Here is a 16,024-nt window from a genome sequence, read left to right on the forward strand (position 1 = left end):
TGTCGCAGAAGATCACCGTGGACGCGCGCGGGGAGATCCTGGAGCTGAAGAACACCGTCAATACGATGGTCGACCAGCTCTCCGCCTTCGCCGACCAGGTGACGCGGGTGGCGCGCGAGGTGGGCACCGAGGGGCGGCTCGGCGGTCAGGCGCAGGTGCTGGGCGTCGCCGGGGTGTGGCGGGACCTGACCGATTCCGTGAACGGAATGGCAGGAAACCTTACTGCCCAGGTGCGGCAGATCGCCCAGGTCGCCACAGCGGTCGCGCGTGGTGATCTGTCGCAGAAGATCACCGTGGACGCGCGCGGGGAGATCCTGGAGCTGAAGAACACCCTCAACACGATGGTGGACCAGCTCTCCTCGTTCGCCGAGGAGGTCACCAGGGTCGCCCGCGAGGTCGGCACCGAGGGCAAGCTGGGCGGCCAGGCCGAGGTGCAGGGTGTCTCCGGCACCTGGAAGGACCTCACCCAGTCGGTGAACTTCATGGCGAACAACCTCACCGTCCAGGTGCGGTCCATCGCCGATGTCACCACCGCGGTCGCCAAGGGCGACCTCTCCAAGAAGATCACCGTCGACGCCAAGGGCGAGATCCTCGAACTCGTCACGACCGTCAACACGATGGTCGATCAGCTGTCGTCCTTCGCGGAGCAGGTGACCAAGGTGGCCCGCGAGGTCGGCACCGAAGGCATCCTCGGCGGTCAGGCGCATGTCCCGGGCGTCGTCGGCATCTGGAAGGACCTCAGCGACAACGTCAACCTGATGGCCAAGAACCTGACCATGCAGGTGCGCAACATCTCGCAGGTCGCGGCGGCGGTCGCCAACGGCGATCTGACGCGGACGGTGACGATCGAGGCGGCCGGTGAGGTCGCGCAGCTCGCCGACACCTTCAACACGATGGTCAAGACGCTGAGTTCGTTCGCCGAGCAGGTCACCAAGGTGGCGCGCGAGGTGGGTACGGACGGCATCCTGGGCGGCCAGGCGCACGTACCGGGCGTGGCGGGCACCTGGAAGGACCTCACCGAGTCGGTGAACCAGATGGCGTCCAATCTGACCGGTCAGGTGCGCAACATCGCCATGGTGACGACCGCCATCGCCAAGGGCGATCTGACCAAGAAGATCGACATCGACGCGCGCGGGGAGATCCTCGAACTCAAGACGACCATCAACACCATGGTCGACCAGCTCTCGTCGTTCGCGGAGGAGGTCACCCGCGTCGCGCGCGAGGTGGGCACGGAAGGGCAGCTCGGTGGTCAGGCCCGGGTGCGGGACGTCGACGGGACGTGGCGGGACCTCACCGAGTCCGTGAACGAAATGGCAGGAAACCTTACCCGGCAGGTGCGGGCCATCGCGCGCGTGGCGACCGCGGTGACCCGGGGCGATCTGAACCTGAAGATCGACGTGGACGCCTCCGGCGAGATCCAGGAGCTCCAGGACTACATCAACAAGATGATCGCCAACCTGCGGGACACCACCATCGCCAACAAGGAGCAGGACTGGCTCAAGGGCAACCTCGCCCGGATCTCCGCCCTGATGCAGGGCCGCCGGGACCTGGAGGACGTGGCCTCGCTGATCATGAGCGAGCTGACGCCGGTCGTGTCCGCGCACCACGGGGCGTTCTTCCTCGCCATGCCGCTGCTGGACGGCAAGGACGTGGCGAGCGGCTCGGACGACGACTACGAGCTGCGGATGCTGGGCTCGTACGGCTACTCGATGGGCTCCATGCCGACCTCGTTCCGGCCGGGTGAGGCGCTGGTGGGCACCGCGGCCCACGAGAAGCGCACGATCCTCGTGGAGAACGCGCCCAGCGGCTATCTGAAGATCTCCTCCGGGCTCGGCGAGGCGTCGCCCGCGCAGGTGATCGTGTTGCCGGTGCTGTTCGAGGGCAACGTGCTCGGGGTGATCGAGCTGGCCTCCTTCACGCCGTTCACGCACATCCAGAAGGACTTCCTCAACCAGATCGCGGAGATGATCGCGACCAGCGTCAACACCATCTCCGTCAACACCAAGACCGAGGTGCTGCTGAAGCAGTCGCAGGAGCTGACCGAGCAACTGCGGGAGCGGTCCGAGGAGCTGGAGAACCGGCAGAAGGCCCTCCAGGCGTCCAACGCGGAGCTGGAGGAGAAGGCCGAGCTGCTGGCCCGGCAGAACCGGGACATCGAGGTGAAGAACACCGAGATCGAGGAGGCCCGGCAGGTCCTGGAGGAGCGCGCCGAGCAACTCGCGGTCTCCATGCGCTACAAGAGCGAGTTCCTCGCCAATATGTCGCACGAGCTGCGGACGCCCCTGAACTCGCTGCTGATCCTCGCCAAGCTGCTCGCCGACAACGCCGACGGGAACCTCACGCCGAAGCAGGTCGAGTTCGCCGAGACCATCCATGGCGCCGGATCCGATCTGCTCCAGCTGATCAACGACATCCTCGATCTGTCGAAGGTCGAGGCGGGCAAGATGGACGTCTCCCCGACCAGGATCGCGCTGGTCCAGCTGGTGGACTACGTCGAGGCCACCTTCCGGCCGCTGACCGCGGAGAAGGGCCTGGACCTGTCGGTGCGGGTGTCACCGGAACTGCCGGCCACCCTGCACACCGACGAGCAGCGGCTCCTTCAGGTGCTGCGCAATCTGCTGTCCAACGCGGTGAAGTTCACCGACTCCGGCTCGGTCGAGCTGGTGATCCGGCCGGCCGGGGCGGACGTACCGCAGTTCATCCGCGAGCAGCTGCTGGAGGCCGGGTCCGTGACGGACGCGGGCGCCGAGCTGATCGCGTTCTCGGTGACCGACACCGGGATCGGTATCGCGGCCGGCAAGATGCGGGTGATCTTCGAGGCGTTCAAGCAGGCCGACGGCACGACCAGCCGCAAGTACGGCGGTACGGGCCTCGGGCTGTCGATCTCGCGGGAGATCGCGCAGTTGCTCGGCGGGGAGATCTACGCGCAGAGCGAGCCGGGCCGCGGCTCGACGTTCACGCTGTATCTGCCGCTGCACCCGACCGAGCTGCCCGCGCAGGGCTACCAGCAGGCCACGCAGCCGCCCGAGCTGACGGCCATCGAGGCGCGTCCGGCCGTCCCCGAGATCGAGACGCCGGCGGAGGTGAAGTCGTACCAGGAGACGCAGAACGGTGCGGCGGCGCTGTTCCGGCGGCGGCGCCGGGGGACGGAGGCGTTCTCGCGCGCGTCCATGCGGCATTCGGGGAGCTGGGCGGCCGAGGGCCGGGTGGCCGACCACGAGCCCCTGGAAGGGCTGCGGTTCGGCGGCGAGAAGGTGCTGATCGTCGACGACGACATCCGCAATGTCTTCGCCCTGACCAGCGTCCTGGAGCAGCACGGGCTTTCGGTGCTGTACGCCGAGAACGGCAGGGAGGGCATCGAGGTGCTGGAGCAGCACGACGACGTGGCGGTCGTGCTGATGGACATCATGATGCCGGAGATGGACGGATACGCGACGACCACGGCGATCCGGCGGATGCCGCAGTTCGCGGGGCTGCCGATCATCGCGCTGACCGCGAAGGCGATGAAGGGCGACCGGGAGAAGGCGATCGAGTCCGGCGCGTCGGACTATGTGACCAAGCCGGTCGACCCGGACCATCTGCTGGCGGTGATGCGGCAGTGGATGCGGGGGGAGTGACCCGGCGACGACCCGGCGACGACTCGGAGATGACCCTGCAACGACCGGGAAATGACGTGGAGTGACCTGGAGTGATGTGGACGGGCGCGTCGGGTTGCCCCCGCGCGGGCGGGCCCGCGCGGGGGCGCGGGGGCGGGAAAGGTTGAGTGTTCACGCGGAGTTGCTGACGCAGTGTGCTCGGCGTCGTGCGGACGTACGCGATTCGGGGAACCTTCTGGTCTCCCGCCGCGTTTCTGCTACGTGCACAGTGACATCTCGGTGACAGGGTGTGGCGACAGGCAGGGTGCGGCTACGATGACCGGCACGAGGACGGGCGGCGAGACGGAGTCGTCCCCTGGGGTGGCTCCCGACGGAGCCTCCCCAAGTCCTGCGGACAGGGGAGGCCCCATGCCGGGGCGAGGAGGGCGGGCCATGGTGCAGAAGGCCAAGATCCTCCTGGTCGATGACCGGCCGGAGAATCTGCTCGCGCTGGAGGCGATCCTTTCGGCGCTCGATCAGACGCTGGTCCGGGCATCGTCCGGGGAGGAAGCGCTCAAAGCACTGCTCACGGACGATTTCGCGGTCATTCTGCTGGATGTCCAGATGCCGGGCATGGACGGCTTCGAGACCGCCGCCCACATCAAGCGGCGGGAGCGCACGCGGGACATCCCGATCATCTTCCTCACCGCGATCAACCACGGACCGCATCACACGTTCCGCGGGTACGCGGCGGGTGCGGTCGACTACATCTCCAAGCCGTTCGACCCGTGGGTGCTGCGGGCGAAGGTGTCGGTGTTCGTCGAGCTGTACATGAAGAACTGCCAGCTGAGAGAGCAGGCGGCTTTGCTGCGGCTCCAGTTGGAGGGCGGCGGCCGGAGCGGCGTCGGTCCCGGGAAGGAACCGGTCGGGCTGCTCGCCGAGCTGTCCGCGCGGCTCGCGGCGGTCGAGGAGCAGGCCGAGGCGCTGTCCAAGCAGCTGGACGACGAGTCCGCGGACGCGGCGGCGGTGGCCACGGCGGCGCATCTGGAGCGCAAGCTCACGGGTTTGCGGCGGGCGCTGGACGCACTGGAGCCCGGTACCGGCGGCGCCGCCGCGGTGCCCTCGCCGAACTGAGCCCGACGCGGCAGGGCGTTGTGCCGCGCCCGGCGCCCGCTGTGCGCGGCGGGGTGTTGGCGCCCTCACCCTCCTCGGCTGCACCCACCGCCCCCGTCCCCGGCTTCCTCGCGTGCGGGCCTCCAGCGTCTGGACGGCCCCTGGATACGGCCTCATGACCCCACGTCAGCATCGCGTCTCCGTGACGGCGACACGAATGGGTGAAGGTGTGGGCACGCGTGTCCCTTGGGGTCTCCACAGGTAATCTCACACCCATGGCCTCACGTCCCTCCGCAGCCAAGAAGCAGCCCGCTAGGAAGGCGGCGGCTCCGGCGAAGAAGGCCGCCGCGAAAAAGGCTCCCGCGAAGAAGGCGCCCGCCAAGAAGGCCGCCGCGAAGAAGCCCGCCGCGAAGAGGGCGGCGCCCGCGCCGAAGCCGGCGCCCAGTCCGACCGGTGGTGTGTACCGGCTGGTACGGGCCGTCTGGCTGGGACTGGCGCACGCCGTCGGGGCGGTGTTCCGCGGCATAGGGCGAGGCGCCAAGAATCTGGATCCGGCGCACCGCAAGGACGGCGTCGCCCTGCTGCTGCTGGCACTCGCGCTGATCGTCGCCGCCGGTACATGGTCGAACCTGCGCGGGCCGGTCGGGGACCTGGTCGAGATGCTGGTGACCGGGGCCTTCGGGCGGCTCGATCTGCTGGTGCCGATTCTGCTCACGGTCGTCGCCGTGCGCTTCATCCGCCATCCGGAACAGCCCGACGCGAACGGACGGATCGTCATCGGGCTGTCCGCGCTGGTCATCGGGGTGCTCGGCCAGGTGCACATCGCGTGCGGCTCGCCCGCGCGCAGTGACGGCATGCTGGCGATAAGGGACGCGGGCGGGCTCATCGGCTGGGGAGCGGCGACGCCCCTGTCGTACACGATGACCGATGTGCTGGCCGTGCCCTTGCTGGCCCTGCTGACCGTGTTCGGGCTGCTGGTCGTCACCGCCACGCCGGTCAACGCGATTCCGCAGCGGCTGCGGCAGCTCGGGGTGCGCCTCGGACTCGTCCACGATCCGGAGACGGACGAGCGGGACGAGGACGAGCGCCGCTACGACGAGCAGCGCTACGACGAGCAGTGGCGCGAGGCGCTGCCCGCGCGAACGCGCAAACGCGGCGGGGCGGGCCCGGAGCCGTACGACCCCGAGGGAGCCGAGCAGGAGGCCCTCTCGCGGCGTCGCGGGCGGCCCAGGCGTTCCGCGGTGCCGCAGCCCGCGATGGACCGGCAGCTGGACGCCGTGGACATCGCCGCGGCGGCAGCGGCGGATCTGGACGGTGCCGTGCTGCACGGCATGCCGCCCTCGCCGCTGGTCGCCGACCTCACCCAGGGCGTGCGGGTGGGCGACCGGGAGGAGACCACGCCGACGCCCCTGCCCGCGCCGACGCCGGTTCCGGCCGCGCGGCCCCAGCAGGAGAAGCTCAAGCCGGAGGTCCTCGACCTCACCAAGGCGCCGCCGGCGGAGGTGCGCGATCTGCCGCCCCGCGCGGAGCAGCTCCGGCTGTCCGGCGACATCACCTACTCCCTGCCGCCGCTCGACCTGCTGGAGCGCGGCGGGCCCGGCAAGGTGCGCAGCGCCGCCAATGACGCGATCGTCGCCTCACTGACCAATGTCTTCACCGAGTTCAAGGTCGACGCCGCCGTCACCGGCTTCACGCGCGGGCCGACCGTCACCCGCTACGAGGTGGAGCTGGGCCCGGCCGTGAAGGTCGAGCGGATCACCGCCCTGACCAAGAACATCGCCTATGCCGTCGCCAGCCCGGACGTGCGGATCATCAGCCCGATCCCCGGGAAGTCGGCGGTCGGCATCGAGATCCCGAACACCGACCGGGAGATGGTCAACCTCGGGGACGTGCTGCGGCTCGCGGAGTCGGCGGAGGACGACGATCCGATGCTGGTCGCCTTCGGCAAGGACGTCGAGGGCGGCTATGTCATGCACTCGCTGGCGAAGATGCCCCACCTGCTGGTCGCCGGCGCCACCGGCTCCGGCAAGTCGTCCTGCATCAACTGTCTGATCACCTCGGTCATGATGCGGGCGTCCCCGGAGGACGTCCGGATGGTGCTGGTCGACCCCAAGCGCGTCGAGCTGACCGCCTACGAGGGCATTCCGCACCTGATCACGCCGATCATCACCAACCCGAAGCGGGCCGCCGAGGCGCTCCAGTGGGTCGTACGGGAGATGGATCTGCGCTACGACGACCTGGCGGCGTTCGGGTACCGGCACATCGACGACTTCAACGAGGCCGTTCGCACCGGCAAGCTGAAGACGCCCGAGGGCAGCGAGCGGGAGCTGTCGCCGTATCCGTATCTGCTGGTGATCGTCGATGAGCTGGCCGACCTGATGATGGTGGCGCCGCGGGATGTCGAGGACTCGATCGTGCGCATCACGCAGCTCGCGCGCGCGGCCGGTATCCACCTCGTGCTGGCGACCCAGCGGCCCTCGGTGGATGTCGTCACCGGTCTGATCAAGGCGAACGTGCCCTCGCGGCTCGCCTTCGCCACCTCCTCGCTGGCCGACTCGCGGGTCATCCTCGACCAGCCCGGCGCCGAGAAGCTGATCGGCAAGGGCGACGGGCTGTTCCTGCCGATGGGGGCCAACAAGCCGACCCGTATGCAGGGCGCCTTCATCACCGAGGACGAGGTGGCGGTCGTCGTCCAGCACTGCAAGGACCAGATGGCGCCGGTCTTCCGGGACGACGTCGTCGTGGGGAGCAAGCAGAAGAAGGAGATCGACGAGGACATCGGCGACGACCTCGACCTGCTGTGCCAGGCGGCCGAGCTGGTCGTGTCCACGCAGTTCGGATCGACGTCCATGCTCCAGCGCAAGCTGCGGGTGGGCTTCGCCAAGGCCGGCCGGCTGATGGATCTGATGGAGTCGCGGAACATCGTCGGGCCGAGCGAGGGGTCCAAGGCGCGGGACGTCCTGGTGAAGCCGGATGAGCTGGACGGGGTGCTCGCGGTGATTCGTGGGGAGACGGCGGGGTAGCCGTGGGGGGTCGGGCCCAGGAAGGTGATATGGGTGGATGCGTGATCGTGATCCATTCGCATCGTGGGTGTCTCCTATTAGGGGATCATCGTGACGCGGTCGTAGGGGATCATTGAGCAACCGTTTCCCTTCGGCGTACGTCAAGTTGAGGGAAGCGCGAAACAGCTGTCCCGTCATCGGTACGACCATCGGTACGACAGGCCATACCGATGGCGTACAAAGTGCTACTGCCCGGTTGCCCCACCCTTTCGCACCCCCGCAAACTGAACTTCCAGCACAGGTGGCTACACCTCGAAAGGCGCCCCCGTGTCCATCGGCAACTTCCCTGAAGACGAGCGTCCGTTCGAAGACGTATCCGATGCAACCGATGAGCCCCGCCTCTCGATCGGCCGCGCGCTCCACCAGGCGCGGATCACGGCCGGACTGACCGTCGACGACGTGAGTACCGCCACCCGGGTCCGGATCGCCATCGTGCACGCGATCGAGGCCGACGACTTCTCGCCCTGCGGCGGTGACGTCTACGCGCGCGGGCACCTCAGGACCCTGGCGAAGGCCGTGCACCTCGATCCCGGACCGCTGGTCGCGCAGTACGACGCCGAGCACGGCGGGCGGCCCGCCCCGACGCCGGCGGCCCCGCTGTTCGAGGCGGAGCGGATCCGTCCGGAGCGCCGGGGGCCGAACTGGACGGCGGCCATGGTCGCCGCGATCGTCGCCGTGATCGGCTTCGCCGGGTTCACGATGTTCAAGGGCGAGTCCGACGGCGGCTCCAAGGACCAGGTCGCCGAGGGCACGACGCCGTCGACCGGCACGTCCTCCGCGCCGTCCGCGAACACCAGCAAGCCCGCCGACCCCGAGCCCGACCCGACCGAGAGCGCGATCGCGGCGGCGCCGCAGGACAAGGTGACCGTCCAGGTCAGCGCCACCGACGGACGCAGCTGGATCTCCGCCAAGGACCACAACGGCCGGCTGCTCTTCGACGGGCTGCTCAAGCAGGGCGAGTCCAAGACCTTCCAGGACAGCTCCAAGATCAACCTGGTGCTCGGCGACGCGGGCGCCATCCAGATGCATGTGAACGGGAAGAAGATCGACGAGGACTGGCAGCCGGGGGCCGTGGAGCGGTTGACGTACACGAAGGGGGATCCGCAGGTGGGGTGAGGGGCGCGCTGGGCGGGCCTTGGTAGGTGGGTGGGGTTTGCCCGGGCGGCGTGTGGGCCGGGTTCGCCGGGTGCCGTGCGGAGGTTGTGCGGTCGCTGTGAGGTGGCTTTGCCAGGGCCGTGAGCAGGGCTTGAAGGGTGGCTTCGCTCGGGTGTGCGGTGCGGTGCGGGCAAGATCGCCGTGGCCCCGTCGGCGTGGGGTGTCAGTGGGACGAAGTAGTCTTGAGCCCATGCCTGAACGCCGTACCGTCGCACTCGTCACGCTTGGCTGCGCCCGAAACGAGGTGGACTCCGAGGAGCTCGCGGGCCGTCTGGAGGCGGACGGCTGGGAGCTGGTCGGGGACGCCGAGGACGCCGACGTCGCCGTCGTGAACACCTGCGGATTCGTCGACGCCGCCAAGAAGGACTCCGTCGACGCCCTGCTGGAGGCCAACGACCTCAAGGGACACGGCCGGACCCAGGCCGTGGTGGCCGTGGGCTGCATGGCCGAGCGGTACGGCAAGGAACTGGCCGAGGCGCTCCCCGAGGCCGACGGTGTGCTCGGGTTCGACGACTACGCGGACATCTCCGACCGGTTGCAGACCATCCTCTCCGGTGGGGTGCACGCCTCCCACACCCCGCGCGACCGGCGCAAGCTGCTGCCGGTCAGCCCCGCCGAGCGACAGGGGTCCGCCGCGTCCGTCGCCCTGCCGGGACACGCTCCGGCCGACCTCCCGGACGGCCTCGCGCCCGCCTCCGGCCCGCGCGCGCCGCTGCGCCGCAGACTCGACGGCTCCCCGGTCGCCTCGGTCAAGCTCGCCTCCGGCTGCGACCGGCGCTGCACCTTCTGCGCCATCCCGTCCTTCCGTGGCTCCTTCATCTCCCGTAGGCCCAGCGATGTGCTGAACGAGACGCGGTGGCTGGCCGAGCAGGGCGTCAAGGAGATCATGCTGGTCTCCGAGAACAACACGTCGTACGGCAAGGACCTCGGTGACATCCGGCTGCTGGAGTCACTGCTGCCGGAGCTGGCCGATGTCGACGGCATCGAGCGGGTGCGGGTCAGCTACCTCCAGCCCGCCGAGATGCGGCCCGGCCTGATCGACGTCCTGACCTCCACGCCCAAGATCGCCCCGTACTTCGATCTGTCCTTCCAGCACTCCGCGCCCGATGTGCTGCGCGCGATGCGGCGTTTCGGGGACACCGACCGGTTCCTGGAACTGCTCGACACCATCCGGGGCAAGGCGCCCCAGGCCGGTGTGCGCTCCAACTTCATCGTGGGCTTCCCCGGCGAGAGCGAGGCCGACCTCGCCGAGCTGGAGCGGTTCCTCGACCACGCGCGGCTCGACGCCATCGGGGTGTTCGGCTACTCGGACGAGGACGGCACGGAGGCGGCGACTTACGAGAACAAGCTCGACACCGACGTCGTCGCCGAGCGGCTGGCCCATGTCTCCCGGCGGGCCGAGGAGCTTGTCTCGCAGCGGGCCGAGGAGCGCCTCGGGGAAACGCTGCGGGTGCTTGTCGAGTCGGTCGACACCGCGGACGGGGTGTGCGGCCGCGGGGAGCACCAGGCGCCCGAGACGGACGGCCAGGTGCTGCTCACGAGCGGCGCGGGGCTGAGCGTCGGCCGTATGGTCGAGGCGAAGGTGGTCGGTACGGAAGGTGTCGACCTGGTGGCCGAGCCGCTGATGGCCGAGCCGTTGCGGGGCTCGCTCGCGGGCCGTGAGGAGGCGGGCAGATGACGGGAGTCCCGGCATCGGCCGCGGGGGGCTCCGCCGGGGTGAACGGTGTGGGTGGCTCCGCCGGAGCCGGCCGTGCGGGAGGCTCCGGCGAGGGGGATCGTGCCGTGGGGGGCGGGGATTCCGGGGTGTCTGGAGGGTCCGCGGGGTCCGCGGGGTCCGGGGTTTCTGGAGTGGCTGGGACGTCCGGGAGAGGTGGGACGTCGGGGGCGTCTGGAGTGTCTGGGACGTCTGGAGTGTCTGAGGCAGCGGGGGCATCTGAGGTCACCGGGGCATCCGGCGTATCAGGCGTATCCGGGGTTTCTGCTCGGGTGTCCGGTGTGGGTGCTGCTGGGGGCTCCGGGGCGGACTTCGCCGGCTTGGCTCGTGGTGCGGAGGGCGACGGTTCCCCGAAAGGGGGCGGCGACGCCGAGGGCGGGGAGGCGGGGGGCCGTGCCGTGCGGGGCGGGAAGCTGGCCGCGGCGGCCGTCAATCAGGCGAGTGTGTGGAACATCGCCAACCTGCTGACCATGCTGCGGCTGGTGCTGGTGCCGGCGTTCGTCGCGCTGATGCTGGCCGACGGCGGGTACGACCCGGCCTGGCGGTCACTGGCCTGGGCCGCCTTCGCCATCGCCATGATCACCGATCTGTTCGACGGTCATCTGGCCCGTACGTACGATCTCGTCACCGACTTCGGGAAGATCGCCGACCCCATCGCCGACAAGGCCATCATGGGGGCGGCGCTGATCTGTCTCTCGGCGCTGGGTGACCTGCCGTGGTGGGTCACGGCCGTCATCCTCGGCCGGGAACTCGGTGTCACGCTGCTGCGTTTTCTGGTCATTCGGTACGGCGTCATCCCGGCGAGTCGCGGCGGCAAGGTCAAGACCCTCACCCAGGGCGTGGCCGTGGGGATGTATGTCCTGGCGCTGACGGGCTGGCTGGCCACCCTGCGGTGGTGGGTGATGGCCGCGGCGGTCGTCCTGACCGTGCTGACCGGTCTGGACTATGTACGACAAGCCATTGTGCTGCGCCGGCAGGGGATCGCCGAGCGCAGGGCGGCGGCACAGGAGACAGACGCGTGAGTTCCACGGCCGCCGACGTGGTGCGACTACTGAGGGTGAGAGGCGAGACCATCGCCGTCGCCGAGTCGCTGACCGGCGGACTGGTCGCGGCGGCGCTCACGACGGTGCCCGGGGCGTCCCAGGTGTTCCGGGGGTCGGTGACGGCGTACGCGACCGACCTCAAGCACCGGGTGCTGGGTGTGGACGCCGGGCTCCTGGCGGCGCGCGGCGCGGTGGACGCGCAGGTCGCGGGGCAGATGGCGGCCGGTGTGCGGGGGGTGCTGGGCGCCGACTGGGGCGTGGCGACGACCGGGGTCGCGGGTCCCGAGCCGCAGGACGGGCAGCCGGTGGGGACGGTTTTCGTGGCTGTCGTCGGGCCTGGGGGAGGGGATTCCAGGACGGGAAACGGCGTTTCTGAGCCGGATGGCCGGGTTTCGGGGGCGGAGACAGGCGTTTCGGGGGCGGGCGTAGATGATTCCAGGGCCGGCGTAGTTGATTCCGGGGCGGACACTGCCGTTTCGGGGGCCGAGACAGCGGTCTCGGGGGCGAACGCAATTGTTTCTGAGGCCGAGCGAGTCGGTTCGACGTCGAATGGTGTCGTTTCCGGGACGGACGCGGTCGTTTCGGCGTCGGGCGGAGCGGTTTCCGATTCTGCCGGTGGCGGAAAAGTGCTGGCCCTGCGGTTGAACGGCGACCGCGAGGAAATCCGTATGGAGAGTGTACGGAGCGTACTCGCGCTGCTTCTTGAGCAGCTGGCGGGCGAACAGACCGGGAATGAGCGGGCACAGGATACGGAACAGAACGGGGGGTTTTGATGTTTGCAGCCCTGAGTGAACACGACATCGCTCCCCGCACGGCCGCGGCGCAAGGCGGTACGGTGGGGCGTGAAGGATGCGGTTACGCGGTCCGAGGAGGGAGCCACCGATGATTCTGCTCCGTCGCCTGCTGGGTGACGTGCTGCGTCGGCAGCGCCAGCGCCAGGGCCGTACTCTGCGCGAAGTCTCCTCCTCCGCCCGAGTCTCGCTCGGCTATCTCTCCGAGGTGGAGCGGGGGCAGAAGGAGGCTTCCTCCGAGCTGCTCGCCGCGATCTGCGACGCGTTGGACGTACGGATGTCCGAGCTCATGCGCGAAGTGAGCGATGAGCTCGCCCTCGCCGAGCTGGCCCAGTCCGCTGCGGTCACTCCCAGCGAACCAGTACCCAGGCCGGTCCGACCGATGCTGGGTGCCGTCTCGGTGGCCGGTGTGCCGCCGGAACGGGTCACGATCAAGGCGCCCGCCGCCGAGGCGGTGGATGTGGTCGCCGCGTGAGATTCCTGTGCGTCTGCCCTTGAGGCGGCGCGCGGGGGTGTTCGACGCGCGAGTGTGTTGAGGCCCCGGTCCGGGCTTCTCCAGGGAGTGTGAGTCCCCTGGGAGCCGGGTCGGGGTTTTTGCGTTCCCGGTCGTGATGAGCGGGGTCGCTTTTGGTGGAGGTTTTGCTCCGTTTGCCGGTCTTCGGTGTTGCGGTCATCGTGGAGGGACAGTTCTCGGGGCCGTCAACGGAGGTCTGATGTACGTCGTCAAGAGCCCGCTGCCCGATGCGGACCTGAAAGTCGTGGCCGAGGCGCTTCAGTCCGCCCTCGTGGACCTCGTGGATCTCTCGCTGGTGGCGAAACAGGTCCACTGGAATGTCGTCGGTCCCCGTTTTCGATCCGTACATCTTCAACTGGACGATGTCGTGGCGTCCGCGCGAGCGCACTCCGACACCGTCGCCGAACGGGCCTCGGCGCTCGGGGTGTCCCCGGACGGGCGGGCGAAGACCGTCGCCGGCGGCAGCGGGATCGGGGCGGTGCCGAACGACTGGGTCAAGGACGACGACGCCGTGCGGGTGCTGACGGAGGCGCTGGGTGCGGCGATCACCCGGATGCGGGAGCGGGTGGCGGCGACCGAGAAGCCGGATCCGGTGTCGCAGGACATCTTCATCGGGATCACGGCGGATCTTGAGAAGCATCATTGGATGTTCCAGGCCGCGAACGATTGAGGGGGGTGGGGGTGGGGGGTGGGTGTGACTGGGTCCGTTGTGCGGCGGAGGCGGAGGCCGGGGCCGGGGTTCGGGGCTTATGGGTGGGCAGGGCGTAGGTGGTGCGCTGCGGCGGGGTGGGGGCGGTGTGGCGTGGGTATGCGCGCCTGTCTGTCGCCGGTGCGCCCTGCCGGTCCGTGCGGGGCGCGTTCTAGCGTCGAGCCTGAGGAGGGACCATGGCGGGGCGGATAGCGCGCTGGGGGGCTGGACTGGCGTTCGGGGCGGTGTGGTGGTGGGCCGTTGTCCGGCTCGCCGTCGCGCCCGACGCGGGGGCGGTGGAAGGTGCGGTCGCGGCCGGGGGGTGGGGGCTGAGTCTGCTGCCGGTGCATTGCGTGCCCAAGTCGCGGGCGGCCGGGGCGGTGGGGGCTGGGCGGTGGCGGGCGGCTTGGCGGGGGGTTGGGGTGGGGAGCGGGGGTGGTGTGGGCGTGGTTGTTGGTGTGGGGGGTGGGGCGGGGGATTTGGCTGCGGGGGTGTCGGGATCGCAGGGGGTGCGAGGGGTGGCAGGGGTGTCCGGGATGGCGGTCGGCTCTGGTGGGTTTGGTGAATCCCGTGCTTCTTGTGATTCCCGTTCATCCGGTGGGGGCGGGTGGCGTCGGCGGGCCGTGCGGAGGTGGCGGCGGAGGCCGCCGGGGCGGGAGTGAGGGGTGTTCGCGGGGGCGTTCGTGGGGGTGGGCTTGTCGGGGTGGGGTGAGTCGGGCTGGCTGTGGGGGAGGGCAGGCTCGTACGGGATGGCCTGGGCCGCATCTTCGAGGTGGCCTGCACGGCCGAGCGGTGACCTGCGGGCCTGAGGGGCTCGGTGGGGGAACGGGGCTGGAAGTCGGCGGGTGCTGGGTCATCGGGGTGCGGATCCAGTCCGGGGCGACCGCGTTGACGTGGATGCTGTGGCGGCCGACCTTCGTGGCGAGGGTCTTGGTCAGTTGGACCACCGCAGTCTTGGCCGTGCCGTAGCAGAGCAGGCCGGGGCCGCCGATGTCGGTGGCGCCTGAGGCCATCAGGACCTGGCTGCTGTGCATGAGCCCGGCGATCGGCGCCATGACATGCAGCGTCTCGCAGGTCTCGACGACTTCCCGCACGCGGGCGCGATCGGTGAAGTCGAGGTGGTGCGTGTGTGCGGTGCCGCCGTCGGCCTTGATCGCCGTCGCCGTCGCTGTTTCGTGCAGGCCCCGTGTGTCCAGGTCCGCGCGGTGCATGGTGGCTCCGGCTCGGGCGGGTAGCACCGCCGTGACGCGGCCGATGCCGCTTGTCGCGTCGGTGGCGACGGCGGTGCGTCCGGTGAGGTCGTACGCGTTCATGGCCATGAAGGGGGCGGTACGGGTGTTTCTGACGGGTCGTCAATTAGTGCGGTGGGATGGGCGGCTGCTGGTTGTGCGGCGGGTCGCGGGGGAGCCCGGTGCCGGGGCGGGGCCTCGCTGGCACGAAGGGCACCAGTACGTGGGGCGCTCCCGCGAGCCGTCGCCCTGGTCGGCCACCCGGATCGGGGTCCCGCAGCGCAGACAGGGGCGGGTCGCGCGGCCGTACACGAACAGGTCCTGTCCTCGGCGGCCGGTCGTGCTGCGGACCGGGCGGTCCCGGTTGGCTTCGAGGAGGCTCTTGGCCAGGGGTGGGAGCTGGGCGGCGCGCTCGGCGGGGAGGGCGCCGACGGGGAGCCACGGGGTGGCGCCGAGCAGGAAGCACACCTCGCTCTTGTAGACATTGCCGATGCCGGCGAGATTGCGCTGGTCCAGCAGGGCCTCGCCGAGGGGGCGGGTCGGGTCGGTGAGGAGGTGGGCGAGGGCGCGGTCCGGATTCCAGTCCGGGCCGAGGAGGTCGGGGCCGAGGTGGCCGACCGTACGGTCCTCGTCGGTGGTGCGCAGGAGGTCGAGGACCGGGAGGCGGTAGCCGACGGCCGTGTGGTCGGCGTTGCCCAGGATCACGCGGATCTGGTGGGCGGGGCCGCCGCTCCAGCGCTGACCGTTTGCGAACACCTTCCACGCGCCGTCCATCTTCAGGTGGGAGTGGAGGGTCACTCCGCCCTCGATGCGGGTCAGCAGGTGTTTGCCGCGCGGGGTGACGTCCAGCACCTTGCGGCCGGTGAGGTCGGCCGTGGCGTACTTCGGGACGCGCAGGTCGGAGCGGGTCAGGACCCGGCCGGCCAGCGCGGTGTGCAGCCGCCGCGCCGCCTGCCAGACCGTGTCACCCTCGGGCATGGGTCCAGGGTGGCATGGGCGGCAGAGGGGTGGTCCGGGCCAGGGGGCGTGCTCCGTCGGGGGTGGTCGGCTGGGGCGAGGTGGCGGGCTGGTGCGGGGTAGGGGGATGGGCCGGGGCAGTGGGTTGCGTCGGCGTGGTGGGTTGTGTGGGGCTGGTGGGCC

General features: G+C 70.0%; 9 protein-coding genes and 5 pseudogenes. 12 read left to right on the forward strand and 2 right to left on the reverse strand.

The window, feature by feature from the left end; all coding sequences use genetic code 11:
* The 12 genes and pseudogenes from ACFRFC_RS28700 to ACFRFC_RS28755 form a co-directional block, all read left to right on the forward strand.
* Positions 1-3,150 (forward strand): annotated as a pseudogene (locus tag ACFRFC_RS28700) (HAMP domain-containing protein); the annotation flags it as partial.
* Positions 3,151-3,230: 80 nt separating this feature from the next.
* Positions 3,231-3,617 (forward strand): annotated as a pseudogene (locus tag ACFRFC_RS28705) (response regulator); the annotation flags it as partial.
* Positions 3,618-4,028: 411 nt separating this feature from the next.
* Complete coding sequence (locus ACFRFC_RS28710) at positions 4,029-4,709, forward strand: two-component system response regulator (RefSeq protein WP_382692691.1); 681 nt, start codon at positions 4,029-4,031, stop codon at positions 4,707-4,709.
* A 254-nt stretch (positions 4,710-4,963) separates the two neighbouring features.
* Positions 4,964-7,711, forward strand: a complete 2,748-nt coding sequence (locus ACFRFC_RS28715; RefSeq protein ID WP_382692689.1) for a DNA translocase FtsK — start codon at positions 4,964-4,966, stop codon at positions 7,709-7,711.
* A 306-nt stretch (positions 7,712-8,017) separates the two neighbouring features.
* Positions 8,018-8,866: a helix-turn-helix domain-containing protein gene (locus ACFRFC_RS28720; protein WP_382692687.1), complete on the forward strand. Its 849-nt coding sequence runs from the start codon at positions 8,018-8,020 to the stop codon at positions 8,864-8,866.
* Positions 8,867-9,095: 229 nt separating this feature from the next.
* Positions 9,096-10,583: a 30S ribosomal protein S12 methylthiotransferase RimO gene (gene rimO, locus ACFRFC_RS28725; protein ID WP_382692685.1), complete on the forward strand. Its 1,488-nt coding sequence runs from the start codon at positions 9,096-9,098 to the stop codon at positions 10,581-10,583.
* A 308-nt stretch (positions 10,584-10,891) separates the two neighbouring features.
* Entirely contained in the window at positions 10,892-11,641 is a 750-nt protein-coding gene (gene pgsA, locus ACFRFC_RS28730; protein WP_382692683.1) for a CDP-diacylglycerol--glycerol-3-phosphate 3-phosphatidyltransferase, read from the forward strand.
* Positions 11,638-12,087 (forward strand): annotated as a pseudogene (locus tag ACFRFC_RS28735) (CinA family protein); the annotation flags it as partial. The gene pgsA and the pseudogene ACFRFC_RS28735, both read left to right, overlap by 4 nt.
* A gap of 183 nt (positions 12,088-12,270) precedes the next feature.
* Positions 12,271-12,435, forward strand: a pseudogene (locus ACFRFC_RS28740) (damage-inducible protein CinA); the annotation flags it as partial.
* A gap of 109 nt (positions 12,436-12,544) precedes the next feature.
* Entirely contained in the window at positions 12,545-12,928 is a 384-nt protein-coding gene (locus ACFRFC_RS28745) for a helix-turn-helix domain-containing protein (RefSeq protein WP_382692681.1), read from the forward strand.
* 238 nt (positions 12,929-13,166) lie between these two features.
* Complete coding sequence (locus ACFRFC_RS28750; protein WP_382692679.1) at positions 13,167-13,637, forward strand: Dps family protein; 471 nt, start codon at positions 13,167-13,169, stop codon at positions 13,635-13,637.
* 215 nt (positions 13,638-13,852) lie between these two features.
* A pseudogene (locus ACFRFC_RS28755) lies at positions 13,853-14,071 on the forward strand (hypothetical protein); the annotation flags it as partial.
* Positions 14,072-14,245: 174 nt separating this feature from the next.
* Here the strand turns inward: ACFRFC_RS28755 and ACFRFC_RS28760 are convergent.
* Both ACFRFC_RS28760 and ACFRFC_RS28765 read right to left on the reverse strand, forming a co-directional pair.
* On the reverse strand, positions 14,246-14,974 hold the full coding sequence (locus tag ACFRFC_RS28760; RefSeq protein WP_382692677.1) for an SDR family NAD(P)-dependent oxidoreductase: 729 nt from the start codon (positions 14,972-14,974) through the stop codon (positions 14,246-14,248).
* 33 nt (positions 14,975-15,007) lie between these two features.
* A complete protein-coding gene (locus ACFRFC_RS28765; RefSeq protein WP_382692675.1) occupies positions 15,008-15,862 on the reverse strand; it encodes a DNA-formamidopyrimidine glycosylase family protein in 855 nt (284 codons plus the stop codon).
* Positions 15,863-16,024: the final 162 nt, after the last annotated feature.

Origin of the sequence: Streptomyces sp. NPDC056734 (assembly GCF_042790455.1) — a bacterium.
Classification (GTDB): Bacteria; Actinomycetota; Actinomycetes; order Streptomycetales; family Streptomycetaceae; genus Streptomyces.

What these genes read in the sequence shown, in the direction of transcription:
- ACFRFC_RS28745 (WP_382692681.1), top strand. Translation starts at nt 12,545, where the DNA reads ATGATTCTGCTCCGTCGCCTGCTGGGTGACGTGCTGCGTCGGCAGCGC.
- ACFRFC_RS28765 (WP_382692675.1), bottom strand. Translation starts at nt 15,862, where the DNA reads ATGCCCGAGGGTGACACGGTCTGGCAGGCGGCGCGGCGGCTGCACACC.
- ACFRFC_RS28760 (WP_382692677.1), bottom strand. Translation starts at nt 14,974, where the DNA reads ATGGCCATGAACGCGTACGACCTCACCGGACGCACCGCCGTCGCCACC.
- ACFRFC_RS28715 (WP_382692689.1), top strand. Translation starts at nt 4,964, where the DNA reads ATGGCCTCACGTCCCTCCGCAGCCAAGAAGCAGCCCGCTAGGAAGGCG.
- rimO (WP_382692685.1), top strand. Translation starts at nt 9,096, where the DNA reads ATGCCTGAACGCCGTACCGTCGCACTCGTCACGCTTGGCTGCGCCCGA.
- ACFRFC_RS28710 (WP_382692691.1), top strand. Translation starts at nt 4,029, where the DNA reads ATGGTGCAGAAGGCCAAGATCCTCCTGGTCGATGACCGGCCGGAGAAT.
- ACFRFC_RS28750 (WP_382692679.1), top strand. Translation starts at nt 13,167, where the DNA reads ATGTACGTCGTCAAGAGCCCGCTGCCCGATGCGGACCTGAAAGTCGTG.